This window comes from Iodobacter sp. CM08 (assembly GCF_033446605.1).
Taxonomy (GTDB): domain Bacteria; phylum Pseudomonadota; class Gammaproteobacteria; order Burkholderiales; family Chitinibacteraceae; genus Iodobacter.
This window is the reverse complement of sequence record NZ_JAWQUO010000006.1, coordinates 49,195-64,718: the sequence shown is the minus strand read 5'-3', so window position 1 is coordinate 64,718 and position 15,524 is coordinate 49,195. Positions and strand designations below refer to the sequence as shown.

13 protein-coding genes are annotated in these 15,524 nt (G+C 45.7%); 4 read left to right on the top strand and 9 right to left on the bottom strand.

Translation table 11 applies throughout. From position 1 onward, the window contains the following. Nucleotides 1–49 precede the first annotated feature (49 nt). The 5 genes from rplI to fdxA form a co-directional block, all read right to left on the bottom strand. On the bottom strand, nucleotides 50–499 hold the full coding sequence (gene rplI, locus R6242_RS04685; RefSeq protein WP_293931013.1) for a 50S ribosomal protein L9: 450 nt from the start codon (nucleotides 497–499) through the stop codon (nucleotides 50–52). Nucleotides 500–514: 15 nt separating this feature from the next. Next, nucleotides 515–742, bottom strand: a complete 228-nt coding sequence (gene rpsR / locus R6242_RS04680; RefSeq protein WP_046351876.1) for a 30S ribosomal protein S18 — start codon at nucleotides 740–742, stop codon at nucleotides 515–517. Nucleotides 743–750: 8 nt separating this feature from the next. Then, nucleotides 751–1,056, bottom strand: coding sequence for a primosomal replication protein N (gene priB / locus R6242_RS04675; RefSeq protein ID WP_293931004.1), 306 nt, complete (start codon nucleotides 1,054–1,056; stop codon nucleotides 751–753). A gap of 58 nt (nucleotides 1,057–1,114) precedes the next feature. Beyond that, nucleotides 1,115–1,483 (bottom strand): 30S ribosomal protein S6, encoded by a 369-nt coding sequence (gene rpsF, locus R6242_RS04670; RefSeq protein ID WP_293931002.1) that lies wholly within the window; start codon nucleotides 1,481–1,483, stop codon nucleotides 1,115–1,117. 121 nt (nucleotides 1,484–1,604) lie between these two features. After that, entirely contained in the window at nucleotides 1,605–1,928 is a 324-nt protein-coding gene (gene fdxA, locus R6242_RS04665) for a ferredoxin FdxA (protein WP_293931783.1), read from the bottom strand. A gap of 654 nt (nucleotides 1,929–2,582) precedes the next feature. Between fdxA and R6242_RS04660 the strand changes: the two genes are divergently transcribed. Next, nucleotides 2,583–3,365, top strand: coding sequence for a transporter substrate-binding domain-containing protein (locus R6242_RS04660; RefSeq protein WP_318424386.1), 783 nt, complete (start codon nucleotides 2,583–2,585; stop codon nucleotides 3,363–3,365). Nucleotides 3,366–3,558: 193 nt separating this feature from the next. Here R6242_RS04660 and R6242_RS04655 read toward each other — a convergent pair whose 3' ends face one another. Next, complete coding sequence (locus R6242_RS04655) at nucleotides 3,559–5,466, bottom strand: ATP-dependent helicase (protein WP_318424383.1); 1,908 nt, start codon at nucleotides 5,464–5,466, stop codon at nucleotides 3,559–3,561. 101 nt (nucleotides 5,467–5,567) lie between these two features. Between R6242_RS04655 and R6242_RS04650 the strand changes: the two genes are divergently transcribed. After that, on the top strand, nucleotides 5,568–6,536 hold the full coding sequence (locus tag R6242_RS04650; RefSeq protein WP_318424380.1) for a hypothetical protein: 969 nt from the start codon (nucleotides 5,568–5,570) through the stop codon (nucleotides 6,534–6,536). A 109-nt stretch (nucleotides 6,537–6,645) separates the two neighbouring features. Here R6242_RS04650 and R6242_RS04645 read toward each other — a convergent pair whose 3' ends face one another. The 3 genes from R6242_RS04645 to R6242_RS04635 all read right to left on the bottom strand — a co-directional run bounded on the left by R6242_RS04645 (nucleotide 6,646) and on the right by R6242_RS04635 (nucleotide 11,844). After that, nucleotides 6,646–7,314, bottom strand: a complete 669-nt coding sequence (locus R6242_RS04645; protein WP_318424379.1) for a peptidoglycan DD-metalloendopeptidase family protein — start codon at nucleotides 7,312–7,314, stop codon at nucleotides 6,646–6,648. Between the two features lie 435 nt (nucleotides 7,315–7,749). Beyond that, nucleotides 7,750–10,374, bottom strand: coding sequence for an alanine--tRNA ligase (alaS, locus tag R6242_RS04640; protein WP_318424376.1), 2,625 nt, complete (start codon nucleotides 10,372–10,374; stop codon nucleotides 7,750–7,752). A gap of 285 nt (nucleotides 10,375–10,659) precedes the next feature. Next, entirely contained in the window at nucleotides 10,660–11,844 is a 1,185-nt protein-coding gene (locus R6242_RS04635; RefSeq protein ID WP_318424374.1) for a Bcr/CflA family multidrug efflux MFS transporter, read from the bottom strand. Nucleotides 11,845–12,054: 210 nt separating this feature from the next. On the opposite strand from R6242_RS04635, the gene R6242_RS04630 reads away from it, so the two are divergent. Both R6242_RS04630 and R6242_RS04625 read left to right on the top strand, forming a co-directional pair. After that, complete coding sequence (locus tag R6242_RS04630; protein ID WP_318424371.1) at nucleotides 12,055–12,579, top strand: fimbrial protein; 525 nt, start codon at nucleotides 12,055–12,057, stop codon at nucleotides 12,577–12,579. 482 nt (nucleotides 12,580–13,061) lie between these two features. Further along, complete coding sequence (locus R6242_RS04625) at nucleotides 13,062–15,512, top strand: fimbria/pilus outer membrane usher protein (RefSeq protein ID WP_318424369.1); 2,451 nt, start codon at nucleotides 13,062–13,064, stop codon at nucleotides 15,510–15,512. Nucleotides 15,513–15,524 lie beyond the last annotated feature (12 nt).

Below are 15,524 nucleotides of genomic sequence, written 5' to 3'. Positions count from 1 at the left end.
GGCAATCCGAAGATTGCCGTTTTTTTGTGGGATTAATTAATCGCTAGGATTAGTTAATGCCAACAACCGTTACTTTAACAGCAGCAACGATTTCGTGGTGCAGAGCAAGCTCAACATCGTATTCGCCGATTTGCTTGAATGGACCTTCAGGCAGACGAACTTCAGATTTAGCCACTTCAAAGCCGGCAGCAACGAATGCTTCAGCGATGTCTTGTGTGCTAACTGAACCAAATAGACGGCCATCAACACCGGCTTTTTGTTCGATAGAAACTGCAGCGCCTTCCAGCTTAGCAGCGCGGTCTGTTGCAGCTGCAATAATTGCAACTTGACGAGCTTCAAGCTCAACACGACGAGCTTCAAATTCAGCTAAGTTAGCTGCAGTTGCGCGTTGTGCTTTGCCTTGCGGTACTAAAAAGTTACGTGCGTAACCATTTTTTACCGTAACCACATCACCAAGACCACCTAAGTTTGCTACTTTTTCGAGCAGAATGATTTGCATTTTTATTCCTCTCGCTTAGTGTTGGTCGGTGTATGGTAAAAGCGCAAGCAGACGAGCAACTTTGATTGCTTCAGACAGTTGGCGCTGGAACTTAGCTTTTGTACCAGTAATACGGGCAGGGATGATCTTGCCATTTTCAGAGATAAAGTCTTTTAACAGAGCGATATCTTTGTAATCCACGTGGGCAATGCCTTCAGCGGTAAAGCGGCAGAATTTTTTCCGCTTGAATAGGTGACGCGACATGATAAACCTCAATTCAACAATTCAAATTCTTCGAGATGCAACACAAGCTCATGACGATAACGATTACTTTTTGCGGCGATAAAACCTTTGCTGGCTAAGCGTTGTCCTATCGAAATAAGCGCAAGCCTTGCTGCAATATCGCCGAGTGCCATTATGGACACTTCACACTCCACCTTACGGTGTTTGCCTGCTTCAAGCTGTTCAGAAAGGTGAGTGATCACAATTTCTAAAACCGGCGTTCCCGCAGGGGTGTGGCGTAATTCGCTTCGTTTTATAACGGTACCGTCAATGAGTACTCGGTTACGTTTGTCCAATTTAGTAGTCCGGTGCAACGATCGCGAAACACAAGTGCCTCGCTACGTTAAGCGTACCTTAGGCTTCAGCAGTGCCTTCGGCAGTAGCTGTAGTCAGGGACTTGGACTTCTCTTCCTTCATCATTGGGGAAGCTTCAACAACAGCAGTTTCTGTGCGCAGAGTGATGTGGCGCAGAACAGCATCATTGAATTTGAAGGCGTGTTCGAGTTCGTCCAAAATCAGCTGGCTGATTTCAACGTTCATCATGACGTAGTGAGCTTTGTGGATCTTTTGGATCGGGTAAGCTAACTGACGACGGCCCCAGTCTTCAAGGCGGTGAATAGCACCGCCACCGTTTGTGATCAGGGTCTTGTAGCGATCAATCATCGCTGGAACCTGTTCGCTTTGATCCGGATGCACGATAAATACGATTTCGTAATGTCGCATGACATCTCCTTATGGATGTTAAGCCTGCCGCGTGCGACTACGGTCAAGCAAGGGTTGTTAAGAGGGGCGGATCATACCGGATAAGTAAGTAGATCTCAAGCACTATCTAGCTGTGCGCTGCTTACCGCTCGATTTGATCGAACTTGCCAGTCACTGTAGACCATGTTTCATGATCAGGTAGCGGGTCTTTTTTCTCGACGATGGTATGCCATATTTTAGACATCTCTGCGTTCAGTTCGATGTAATCTTGCATATCAGCAGGCACATCGTCTTCGGCATAAATAGCCTCGACTGGGCATTCTGCAACGCATAGCGTGCAATCGATGCATTCATCGGGATCGATCACTAAAAAATTTGGGCCTTCTTTAAAACAGTCCACTGGGCATACATCAACGCAGTCTGTGTACTTACATTTCACACAGGCGTCGGTCACTACGTACGTCATGATTGAATCCTTGTTGATGGGGCTGGGCCCTGTAGATGCTTATTCGCTTATTCTAATAAGGCGCAAGGATTGGATTTTAGCAGAGCTCAGGGGCTTAGAAGCAATGTGATAGTTATTTATAAAGAATCAGCGGCGATAACTGTGTATCTATTAGATATGCGGGTGTGTGCTTTACTAGGGTTTTGCCTAAGTAAAGGGCGGGTATTATAGACACGACGGCAGGGGCTAGGTTATTCAAGCCTAAATATTGGCATTGCTAGATTGTAAATATTCCCGATGCATTTTATGATCTTGCCCTAGGCTGCAGGTAGTTGGCATAGCAATGATGGTAATCCCCTACAAAGCCAGCTCACTCTATGAGTGGAATTTTCTCGCAGTCTTTGAGGCGCTTCTACATGAAAACCGTAGGCAATTTATGACGCCAGATTGTGGCAATTTTAAAGCAAGCCGCTTCAATAGTTATTGGGCTGACTATTAGTGTAGGATCGATTGTAAAAGTTGCATTTATAATGTGCTGAAAATGGTAAATATTTATCTTCTATATGCGTTTTTGTTAAGATTTTTCTGGCGGAAAAGATGTGCATCTTTTTTTACACACTTAGTGCAGATGATTAAGGTTTCTTGTTTATTGCATTACAGATACAAGAGGTAATCATGAAACTACAGCTTTGCAAGGTACTGGTTGTTGCGTTATTTGCCGTTTATTTAGCACCATCTTCCGCAGCAGGCCAAGCTGAAAATATTGTACTTTGCCATGAGGAAGAAGACTCATATCCATGGGTTTTAAAAGGTCGGCCGGGTTTAGATATTATTTTATTAAAAATGATTGCTAAAAAATTAAAGGTAAAATTTGAAATGCGGCCTTTGCCATGGGTGAGGTGTTTACATGAATTAAAAAATAATCATGTGGATGGAGCGTTTAACCTTAGCTTTGGCGCAGAAAGACTAGATATTGGTCATTATCCTATGTTAGGAAATAAACCTAATATAGATCAAAGACTCCACTCAGATAGCTATAGCCTTTATAGATTAAAAGGAAGTGGTATTAATTGGGACGGTGAGCGGCTGCTTAATCCCTACGGGGGGATTGTTGGCGCACAATCTGGTTTTGCCGTTATTCCACAGCTGAAAGAGTTAGGGGCAAAGGTAGATGATCAAACGCGTAGCGCAGAAATTAATTTTAAAAAATTAATGGTGGGCCGGGTTGATGCTGTGGCATTGCCGACCAAAGAAGGGGATATGCAGCTGAGGAATAAACGAGTTTTTTCAAAACGCATAGAAAAAATAGTGCCACCCCTAGTTGATAAAAATTATTATTTAGTAATGTCAAACGATTTTTATACGCGAAATCCAAAATTAGCCAAGCAAATATGGGTGACGCTTGCCAATATGCGCGAATCTGCAGAATTTAAAAAAATGGTGGCGCAATTTAATTAGATTTAATAGCTGCACTTAAGTCTAAAAAATATTTATCGAAAAATAATAAAAACAAGCGGTGTGAATTGGCTGGGTTTTTGCTTGTGACTAGCTAAGCAGTTAATAAAATAATCCCGCTTTTTTAAAAAATAGCGAGATTATTTATTTACTTTTTAAGCGGATAGTTTGTGTGGATAAGCGTGTGCCGCAGTGCTTATTTAATGCCGATTTCTGCTAGCCATGGGCTGTGCGCAATGTTGGCGTCGTTCCCTAAAATGCTTAGGTATTCACGGGCGCGGGTAATAGCCACATAAAGATGACGGCGCTCATTAGCGCTGTCTGGGCCATCTTTTAATTGCCAAGCACCCAGTTGCGGCAAGATCACATGCGCCCATTCGCGCCCTTTTGCTTGCTGCACACTGCTGACCACGACACGATTTTTATTAAAATGTTGGTAGCGCAGACGGCGTTTTTGCCAGTCTTTTTGCAGTGCATCTGGCCCCATTGCGGCAAGGTCAGCTAATAACTCTTTAAATAGCTGTAAGCGTGCTTTGGCGGTGCGGGCGGTTGGGGCGCTTAGTGCCACCAATGGTTTTAAATTTAGCTGGTCGACGAGTTCGTCTAGGCGAATGGCGAGTGGAGTTTTGCTGTCCTTTATCCTTACAAAAGCCAAATGGGCGATATCGGCGGGGATCAGCCCTTTTAAAATAGCGTAAGCATCTGGCAGCCAATCAAGGCGGTAGAGTGGTTTATTTTCGTGATCACGACTGATCAGCTCTTTTTGGAAATTGCTGATTTGTTCTTCAGTGATTTCCCAAGCAGGGGATTGAATCAGCGCTAAAAACGCGTCTACATCGCTGCTATCTATTTCCTTGCAGCTGCTCGCTAAATAGGCAATAGCTTGGCAGAGGAGTGCGGCATGGCGTAAAAAATAAGGGCGGCTGCCTTCCATCCGGTAAGCAATCCCCGCAGCATATAGCGCGTCTTCTACAGGCTTAGAACGATCTGCTTCGCGCACTAAGATGGCACATTCGTTTAGGCTGCGGCCAGTGGCCTGCCAGCCTTCTAGTAGGGCGCTGCAATCGCAGTCATTGCTCACTTTGCGTAATTTGGGGCGAGTGTAATGGTTGGCTTTAGAGCGTACTTCAATTTTGCTGCCCAGTGGTTTAATCAGGCGGGTGGCGATCTGATCTAGCGGGCGGCCAAAGCGAAATGAGCGGGATAAACCAAAGGGGGCGGATTGGGCTTCCCAGGCTTTAAATGCAGAAAAAGGGACTAGGCCGCGCCATTCGTAGATATCTTGCGCATCGTCGCCCACGGCTAGCATACGGATGCCTGCAGCTTGCATATGCCGCAGGATTTGCTCATGCACTGGCTTGGTATCGTGAAACTCATCTACTAATACCCACTGTATGCCGAGTTGCTTTAAATCTTTGCTAATGATTTCTGGTTCACGCAGTAGATCAAAGGCCGCATCACCCGGCGCGAGGAATTCCAATCGCTCGCGGGCGTTTTCAAAGCGTTTGAATAGGCGGTAACGTTGGCGGCTAATGCCAAGGCGCATCAGGGCATCGTCTACATCGTACTCATCTTCTTCTTCATCTAAATCGCCCCATAGTGCGAAGGGGCGGGTATTAAATGACAGACTTACTTTTGCGTCATCGATAAACTGCAGCAGCATGGACAAGGTCTGGCTGTCGCGGGCAATGCGCACTTCGTCTTCAAGCAGGCTATCGTTAATGATATCGATGGCTTCATTCATGGCCATGTCGATTAAATTAGCCAAGGTATCAGGGCGTAAGCGCCGTGGTTTAAGGCGCGATCGGCCGGAATGCTGGGAAAATACCCTGAGTGCATAGCCGTCAAAAGTGTAAGCTTGCGGTGGGGGAAGCTCAGGGTAGTGGCTGCGGCAGCGTTTAATAAATGTGTCACGGCCACTGTTTGAAAAAGTAAGAATCAGCGGCGTATGCCCTTGGCTGCGTAATTGCTTATAGGCGGCAACCAGTGTGGTGGTTTTTCCGGTGCCCGCACGCGCACAGATAAGCCCAGATTGGTGCTGGTCAGGCTGTTGTAGCCAGTTAAAAATAGCCTGATGCTCGCCATCCCATTCCAGTTCGTGCATGGTTTTCTTCTATATGTAGGTTATGGGTATTTTAAACGGATTAGACCTTGTATAAGTGGTATTGTTTTTTTAGCTGTATTTATTGAATAAACAGGATAGATATGCGCGATTGGATTAAATTTTCTGTTCTTTCAGCGGCGCTATGCACCCCGCTGGCTCAAGCTGATTCCTTGTCGGCATTAGCAGGGGCAATGAACAGTACCAAGCAAGAGCAAAGCTCCTATGCTTGGACTTTGTCGTATTTGCATGATCTAAATGAAAATATGGCGGTCAGTTTCTCTTGGCTCAATGAAGGCCATGTGGATAACCATCATCGAGATGGTCATACCTTTCAGTTTTGGGGCAAAACTCAAGCCCTGCATCCTAAACTGACCCTTGCTGCAGGGCTTGGCCCCTATCGTTATTTTGATACCACACCAAAAAAAATAGGTGGCCAAGCTTATTTAAATGACCATGGTTGGGGTGGCATTTTTAGCTTGCAGGCCACTTGGCAGGGTGAAAGTGATTGGCAATATCAGCTGCGCCTCAATCACATCAGCACCTCGGGCAGTATTGATACCAATTCAATTATGCTAGGCATGGGTTATCAGCTATCGCCAATGGCGTTTGATGATCCCCGTTGGCCAGGTGCACGCGGCAAGCAAGAAGTGGTGGCCTATTATGGGCAAACCATCATTAATAGCTTTGGTTCAGAAGTGGCTGATTCAGGGGCTTTAGAGTATCGCTATACCTTCTTGCCAGGAATCAAAGCCTCCGCTGAGTATATTCAAGAAGGCGAGACCAATCGCTTGCGTCGCAGCGGCATTGCCTTGCAAGCGTGGTATGAGCCAGGGTTTTTTGACGATAAATTTACCGTTGGCTTAGGCGTTGGGCCTTATTTCTCGGTAGGTAAGCAATACAGAAATAAACGCCCTGATTTAGAGAGAAAATCGGTGTCAGGCTTGGTGACGATGGCGGCAAGTTACCGCTTTAGCGAGCACTGGCGGGCAAGGGTGGCTTGGAACAGAACTGTTACAGATTATGACAAAGACACCGATGTAATTTTGTTTGGTCTAGGTTATTTGTTTTAAGCAGTAAGCTATTTTTGGTCACGAAAAACACGAGCAAACACTATGGTTCATTGGCCTTTGTGTGTGTTTAGTGTTTTTCGTGGGCTATATATTTCACTACCTTATTGGATTACTCAGCTAAAAACGGCTTAGGATTAATGGCCTTGCCTTTAAAACGCAGCTCAAAATGCAATTTCACCTTGTTACTGCCCGAGCTTCCCATCTCGGCCACCTGTTGCCCTTGCTTAATCATGTCGCCTTCTTTGACCAAGATCCGCTGATTGTGGGCGTAAGCGCTTAAGTAATCTTGATTGTGCTTGATAATCAGCAAATTGCCGTAGCTGCGTATGCCATTGCCGGCATAGGCCACTTTGCCACTGGCTGCGGCGTAAATGGGCGAGCCTGCCGCCCCACCAATATCTATCCCCTTATTGCTGCCACCGTTGTAGTTTTGCAGTACAGGCCCTTTGCTTGGCCAAATTAGGCTGATCGCAGGGGCGGGTTTGTTGGCCGCTGGGGTTGGGCGGGAGGGGGTAGGGAGGCTTGGGGTGCTTACATTGGCTGTCTTTGGGCTTGGCTTTACGGTGAGAGTCTGTCCAATTTGAATGGTGGTGTCGCTCAGTTGATTCAAGCGCTGTAGTTCACTCACACTTAGATTATGGTTGCGTGCAATGCTATAGAGCGTATCGCCTGTTTTTACTTCGTATTGCGAGCTATTGCTAATAGGGGCAGTGCCACAAGCGCTGATCAGCAGGGTGGAAAAAAGGGCGTAGCGACGGAGTAGGGGAAAGATAGGCATAGTGCTGATTTTAGCACTGTCTTTTGCGTCAGCGTTTGCCTAGGTATTTTTGACAGAACTGCATCGTAAAACTTTCTAGCAAAAAAATGGGCGACTGATGAGTCGCCCATTGTGGCTTACGGCTTTGCAACAAAATGCATCTTCTTGTAGGTTGGGTGCAAGCTGCGTATTTCTCAATATTGCTCGCGGATTTCACCCGCCCTACGCAACTGGCTGTACGGTGGGCTTAACTTGACCTGATTATGTCTCTTGCTCAATTTCATTATAAATATCGTAGGGCGGGTGAAACCCGCGTATTTCTTCAGCATGGCTCGCGGGTTTCACCCGCCCTACACATTCAAAAACCAAGCCCAACACTTAAGAAACCCATCTGCACAGAGCTCATTGAGCAAGAGACATAATCAGATAACTTGATGTGCAGGCCGCCCTACATCTTTACAGCTTTTCAGTTAACCAAGCTGGAATGCTTGCCAGTGCCGCATCTAGGTTTGCTGGTTCAGTACCACCCGCTTGGGCCATATCAGGCTTGCCGCCGCCTTTGCCGCCCACTTGCTGCGCTACAAAGTTGACCAGCTCACTGGCTTTGACTTTGCCGGTTAAATCTTTGCTCACGCGGGCGATTAAGCTAACTTTGCCTTCGCTTACGCTGGCCAGTAGTGAAATGCCGCTTTGCAGTCTGTCCATGACTTTATCGCTCATTTCACGCAGTACTGTGCCATCGGCACCCTCTACCACCGCGCCTAGACACTTCACATCCTTAATAGTGCGCAAACCGCCGGCCAATAAGTTGTCTAGCTGAGCAAAAGCCATCTGGCCTTTTAAGCCTTGGATTTCTTTTTGCGCAGATTTGAGCTCGGCTTGAAGTTTTTCTAGCTTGGCAGCCAACTCGCCCGGTTTAGATTGAGTCATCGCCGCAAGTGTTTTGATTTCGCTGTCTTGTGCCTGAATCACTGCCAATGCCGCGCTGCCGGTAATCGCTTCGATACGGCGAATTCCAGCGGCAATGCCCGTTTCACTGACCACTTTAAACAGGCCAATATCACCCGTGCGGGCCACGTGGGTACCACCACAAAGCTCGGTAGAGAACTTGCCCATTTGTAATACGCGCACATCATCGCCGTATTTTTCGCCAAACAGGGCCATGGCACCGGCGGCAATCGCGTCGTCAAAGCTCATCTCAGAGGCAGATACTGCGTCGTTAAGCATGATTTCTTCATTGACCAGCGCTTCAATCTGGGCGATTTCGGCTGCGGTCACTGGGCGCGGTTGGCTAAAGTCAAAGCGGGTGCGCTCAAATGTAACGAGCGAGCCTTTTTGCTCCACATGTGTGCCAAGCACGGTGCGCAGTGCCGCGTGCAGCAAGTGGGTAGCGCTGTGATTACGTTGGCTGGCTTGGCGCTTACCCATATCAATGCTGGCGATAACGGCGTCGCCGACATTTAAGTTGCCGTTGCTGAGTATACCTTGGTGACCAAATACATCGGACTTCACTTTTTGCGTGTCCGTTACGTCAAACAAAATATCACCAGCAAAAATCTGCCCAACATCACCTGCTTGGCCACCAGATTCTGCATAAAATGGCGTGTGATCAAGTACCACAACGCCTGTTTCACCTGCGTTTAATACTTGTACTGGCTCATTGCCTTTGTACAGCGCTAATACTTTGGCTTCACGGCTATGCTCGGTATAGCCATGAAAAACACTGGCGCTGCCATCGTATTCTAAGCCCGTTACCGCTTTAAACTGACCGGCCGCCTTGGATTGCGCACGCTGGGTATTAAGGGCAACTTCAAAGCCTTCCATGTCAACGCTGACGTTTTTTTCACGGCATACGTCCGCGGTTAAGTCGATAGGGAAGCCGTAGGTGTCGGATAATTTAAACGCGGTTGCGCCATCTAATACGGTTTTGCCACCAGCCAGAGCCGTATCGAGCAGCGCCATGCCGTTTTCTAGTGTTTTGGCAAACAGCTCTTCTTCGTATTTGAGCAAGTCTTCAATCTGAGCTTGCTTTTGTACTAGCTCGGGATAGGCATGGCCCATTTCCGCCACAAGGGGGGCAACCAGTTTGTAGAAGAAGGCGCTTTTTTGGCCAAGCTTATAACCGTGGCGTACCGCACGGCGAATGATGCGGCGCAATACATAGCCACGGCCTTCATTGCTTGGCAATACGCCGTCAGCAATCAGGAATGAACAGGCACGGATATGATCGGCAATCACTTTGAGTGATGGCGTGTCTTGGTTGTAAGGCACACCCGTTTCTTGGGCCGCAGCTTGTAGTAGTGCAACAAATAAATCAATTTCGTAATTGGTATGCACTTTTTGTAAGAGTGCGGACAAACGCTCTAGCCCCATGCCGGTATCAACAGATGGCTTAGGTAGCGGGTGCATCACGCCTTCGGCATCGCGGTTGAACTGCATAAACACGTTGTTCCAGATTTCTACGAAGCGATCGCCGTCTTCATCTGGGCTACCTGGAGGACCGCCCCAGATATGATCGCCATGGTCGTAGAAAATCTCGGTACAAGGGCCGCAAGGGCCGGTATCGCCCATCGCCCAGAAATTATCTGAGGCATAAGCGCCGCCTTTATTGTCGCCAATGCGGATAATTTTATCTGCAGGGATGCCGATCTGTTGGTTCCAGATTTCATACGCTTCGTCATCCGAGGCGTAAACCGTCACCATTAGCTTTTCTTTAGGAATCGCTAGCCATTCTGGGCCAGTTAGAAATTCCCAAGCGTAATGAATGGCATCACGCTTAAAGTAATCGCCAAAGCTGAAGTTGCCGAGCATTTCAAAGAAAGTATGGTGACGCGCGGTGTAGCCAACGTTTTCTAAATCGTTATGCTTGCCGCCTGCGCGTAAGCATTTTTGGCTGGTGGTGGCACGGGTGTAATTACGCTTATCAAAGCCTAAAAACACATCTTTAAATTGCACCATACCGGCCACGGTAAACATGATCGTTGGATCATTACCTGGCACAAGCGGGCTGGAGTTAACAACTTGGTGCCCTTTAGAGGCAAAAAAGTCGAGAAATTTCTGGCGGATTTCGGCTGATTTCATAGTGTAAGGTCGGTATTCGGTGAATACGAAAGTATCAATTCTAAATGAAAGCCCATCATCAGGGTAGCGCCCTGTTAATCAGGGAGTGGGCTTGCCGCTGTGCGAGTGAATCTGACTGCTTGCTGGCGTATTTTTAATGCCAAAAGAATGGAGGGAAGAAGGAGAGCTAGTTTTGGTGCTTGGGCTCATTTGCCATTATAAAGTGCGATTGCATCACTCTAATAGAATTGTATGGCGCTGCCTCAGGCAGGTGTCGCCCATGAGGGCGACACGATGAGTAATCTATTAAGCCTTTACAACCGCCACTGGCCCTGTCCGATTCAGTAGCCATGCGCCTGTGCCACATGCTGCCAATAGCGTCAGCAAGGGGAGTGCGCTGTTGTCGTGCCACAAGCCCATTAATAAACCAGTCAGTGTGGCGCAGCCAAATTGCAAGGTGCCGAGTAGGGCAGATGCCAGCCCAGCTTGTTTGCTTTGGTGTTGCAAAGCCATTGCCGAGGTGTTGGGGGTGATAAAGCCCATGCTGGTGATGAAAATAAATAAGCCCAGCAGCAAAAGCGGGAAATTAAGCAGGCCAAAGATTTGTAGCAAAAACAGGCTTAGCCCAGAAATAGCCGGTAAATACAGCGCGCGTCTGAGTAGATTAGCGGTGCTATGGGTTTTAAGTGCGCGCGCATTAAATTGGCTACTAATAATAAAACCCGCTGCATTGCTCCCAAAGATCCAGCCAAAGTGCTCGGCGGGCACACCGAATAACTCGATAATAATATAGGGCGATCCGGCGATATAGCCAAAGAAGCCACCCATAATCAGCGAGCCCGTTAGGGTGTGCCGCATAAAGGCTTTATCGCGGATCAGTGCGGCATAGCCTTTTAAAACTTTGCCTAATTCAAGTGCTGGGCTGTGCTGGGTATTGTGCGTTTCCTTAAAAAAGAAATGCACATTAATTAAGCAAGCTAGCGCAAACAGCATTTGAAAAGCAAAAATGGCGCGCCAGCCCAGTGTAGTGACTACCCATCCTCCTACAATCGGCGCCAAGATTGGGGCGAGCCCCATAATCAGCATCAGGGTAGAAAAAGCTTTGGCCATTTCTTGCACATTGCAGCGATCCCTGACTACGGCTCTGGAAACCACCATGCCTGCGCAGCCGCCCAAGGCTTGCAAAAAGCGCAAAGCAATCAGCTGATCGATATGTGTGACAAAGACGCAGCCTATGGTGGCCAGAATATAAATCACAAGACCAAAATAAAGCGGTGGCTTACGGCCAAATCGATCACTAAACGGGCCGTAAATCGCTTGGCCTATGGCAAGGCCAATAAAAAAGCTGGCAAGCGTGAGTTGCACCGAGCCGGGCGAGGCTCCCAAACTATGCGAAATAGCAGGGAAGCTAGGTAAATACATATCAATGGAAAGCGGGCCAAGCGCGGTAAGCGCACCCAGTAAGAGTAGCCAAGGCGGGAAATAGCGCATGTGTTGTACTTCTTTAAATTTAGGAAAGGATACAGTTTTTTGTGCGAACTGCGGCAGGATTTTTCCTACAACAGTAAAAGAATTTTCTCATCTTAATTGAGTCTGTGCTGACGTGTGATTTAAATTTAATGAGCATAAAATTGCATCTGTCGGTGGCGTTGATGCCATATGACTCACCAATATCTAATTATTTTATTTGGAATAAATACTATGAAGTTAAAATATATTGCATCTGCTATGGCATGTTCGATGTTGTTTGCAGGCTCTGTATTCGCTGCGGATGAGGGGAGTGGTACCGTTAAATTTGAAGGTTCGATTATTGATGCACCATGCTCAATTTCAGCTTCAACACAAAACCAAATTATTCCTATGGGCGCTATTTCAAATAAATCCATTTTTTCAAAGGATGGTAAGCTTAAATCTAACTTCACAATCAAGTTAGAAGATTGCACTGTTGCAACTAAAAAGAATGTAACGATTACATTTAGTGGAGCAGCTAAAGATGGCTTATTGGCTCTTGAGGGAACTACTAAAGGGGCTGGTATTCAGATCGACGATTCTTATGGTACTCCAATAGTGTTGGGTACAGCGAGTGCCGCAGTTCCAATGCTAGCGGGTGAGAATGATTTAAAATTTAATGCTTACTTGAAGCCTGTCGCGGCGGCGGCAAGTGCGGATGATATTCAACCGGGTAACTTTACGGCGACAGTGACGTTCACATTAAATTACCTATAGCATTGTTTTGTGAATTAACATTAATGAGGATTTAATTAAATGTTGCCCTGACTTTTATGTGAGTAACAACTAAAAATTTATCGCTTATTTTGTTAATGCACTATGTAAAAGGGTGCATAACGATGTTCTTGTTTTGCACCCAATACAATCCCGTATTTTTCTTAATTAAAATTGATGCTTAGAGTACTTGGCTAATGCCAAGGCCGCACTGCCCTTGATTTTTTTAGGGGTGAGGCTCGCTATGCTCTGGCTTGTGCTTCCGTATAAAAGCAGAACTAGTTAATTTAACAATTAAGTAGTTTATGTGATGTTTTTTTATTTGATAAAAATAGTGTTTACAGTGGGTCGTAATTTTACCATGAGTTGTTTGTCGTGGCTTTAAATTAACCATCATTTTTGCGCGCCCATATAGATCGTCATACTGACTGGTAATATTAAATTATTGCTATATTACTGTGTTTTTTTATAAAAGAGGGGATGGGGTGTTTAATAGAAAACTATTGGGTGCTATTTTATTTATTCCCACTATATGTTGCGCTGTAGAATTTAATGTTGGCGTATTAGATGCGGTTGATCGTGAAAATATTGATTTGTCTGTATTCTCTAAAGTTGGTTATGTTTTGCCTGGCCGTTATATATTAGGAATTAAATCAAATAATCATTTAATTCCTGAATTGCCAGTGATGTTTCACTCCCGCGGGTTGGCAGCAGAAAGTGCAGAGGCCTGTATTACGCCTGATGTGCTTGCTAAGTTAGGTTTAAAAGATGAATCGATTAAGCTAATTTCATACTGGCATAATGACGAGTGTGCTGATTTTAGTGAATTGAAAGGTATAAGTATCCGTAATGCCATCAATGAGGGCTATATTGCGCTTGGCATTCCTTTAGCTTATATGGAATATGCTGATGCAGATTGGGTTCCCCCAGCTTTTTGGGATGATGGATTGCCAAGTTTAATGCTGGATTATAGTGCCACTGCTTATGAGTCAAGATTTAAAAATAAGCCTATTGAGCGCAAGCTAAGTGTGTATGGAACGCTAGGTGCCAATTTGGGAGCATGGCGTTTTAGAGGTGATTTTCAGGGCGGGAATCAAGGAGGAGTAGAAACGGAGAGTCGCTTCAATTGGTCGCGTATTTATGCTTACCGAGCATTGCCAAGTATCAATTCTACTTTGGTCATTGGTGATAATTATTTAGGCTCAGACTTGTTTGATTCTTTTCGTTATAGCGGAATCGCGTTAAGTAGTGATGATCGTATGTTGCCGCCTGCATTACAAGGCTATGCACCAGAGATAAGGGGTGTTGCTAAAACAAATGCTAAGGTTACTATTTTGCAAAATGCTAATATTTTGTATGAAACTATTGTTCCTGCAGGGCCATTTAATATTCAAGAATTAGGGCGTGGGGTGCGTGGTCAATTAGAGGTGAGAGTGCTTGAGCAAGATGGCAGCGTTCAAGTATTTAGCGTAGATACAGCAACAATTCCTTATTTAACACGTCCAGGCAGTGTACGGTATAAGGCTGCAATGGGTAAATCATCAGCTTCTGGCTATAAATCGGGTAATTCGGGGGACATATTATTTGGCGCTAGTGAGTTTTCCTGGGGGGTAAGTAATAGTTGGTCTTTGTTCGGCGGCTCTATTTTTTCAGAAAAATATAATGCTATTGCACTGGGTCTGGGCCGAGATTTATATCAGTTTGGTGCTTTATCATTGGATGTAACGCGTTCTGCCGCTAATCTAGCTAACGAGAACGATCGTCAAGGCTATTCATATCGGCTAAATTATTCAAAACGTTTTGATGAGATTGATGGTGATATTGCCTTTGCAGCTTATCGTTTTTCTCAGCGCGAATTTATGAGCATGAATGAGTTTTTAGAAGCAAATAAAGCCCTAGTAAATATTGGAAACAGCAAATCCATGTATACAGTTACGGGTAGTAAAAGTTTTGCTAACTTTAAAACATCTGTATATGCATCGTATACCCATCAGGATTATTGGAATACTTTACCTGAAGAACGTATTAATTTATCAATTAACAAAATATTTGACTCTGGTTTCATAAAAGGCGTGTCTGCAAGTTTGTCTTTTTCTAAAAATGTAAATAAAAATAACAGCGGCAATATGCTATCAATGAACTTGTCCATACCAATGGGGCAAGGCGCTTCAGCGAATTATTCTGCAAGTAGAAATAATGATGTGAATAGCCATGATGTTACATATAGTAATTATCAAAACGACGGAAATCATTGGCAAATCAGTGCTGGGGTAAGAGATAAAGCAAGTGGTAGTGCCGAATCTGTACGTGGCTATTATGCTCATGAAGGGGCGATGGCGAGTACTACCCTGAGCGTAGGGCATGAAAGTGGCGAGTATTGGTCTGCAGCAGCAACCGTTAGAAGTGCGATAACGATTACCGCAGAAGGCGCAGCTTTGCATCAACAAAGTGTTAATGGTGGCACCAGATTGATGCTTGATACCGCTGGTGTGGGTGGTGTGCCTGTTAATGGTGGGCGCACGCAAAGCAATTACTGGGGAAAGGCCGTTGTTGGTGATGTAAATAGCTATGCTCGAACCAGCGCTGCAGTTGATGTGAATCAACTGGCCGATGACGTTGAAGTATCAAGCCCTGTTGTGGATGCAACATTAACAGAAGGTGCGGTTGGCTATAGAAAGCTCTCTGTACAGCAAGGAATGAAGCTAATGACTACTCTTACATTGCCAGATGGCAAGTACCTACCTTTTGGGGCTCAAATTGTTGATGCTAAGGGGCGTATGGCGGGCTTGGTGAGTGATGCAGGAATGGCGTATTTATCTGGGATAAATTCAGATAGCGAATTTACCGCCACTTGGAGTGATAGTAAATGCCGTATTTATATTGCAGAAAAAAATACCCTTCAAAGTCTAGCCACATTAACGTGTGTGCCCTATTAATAAATGAAAATT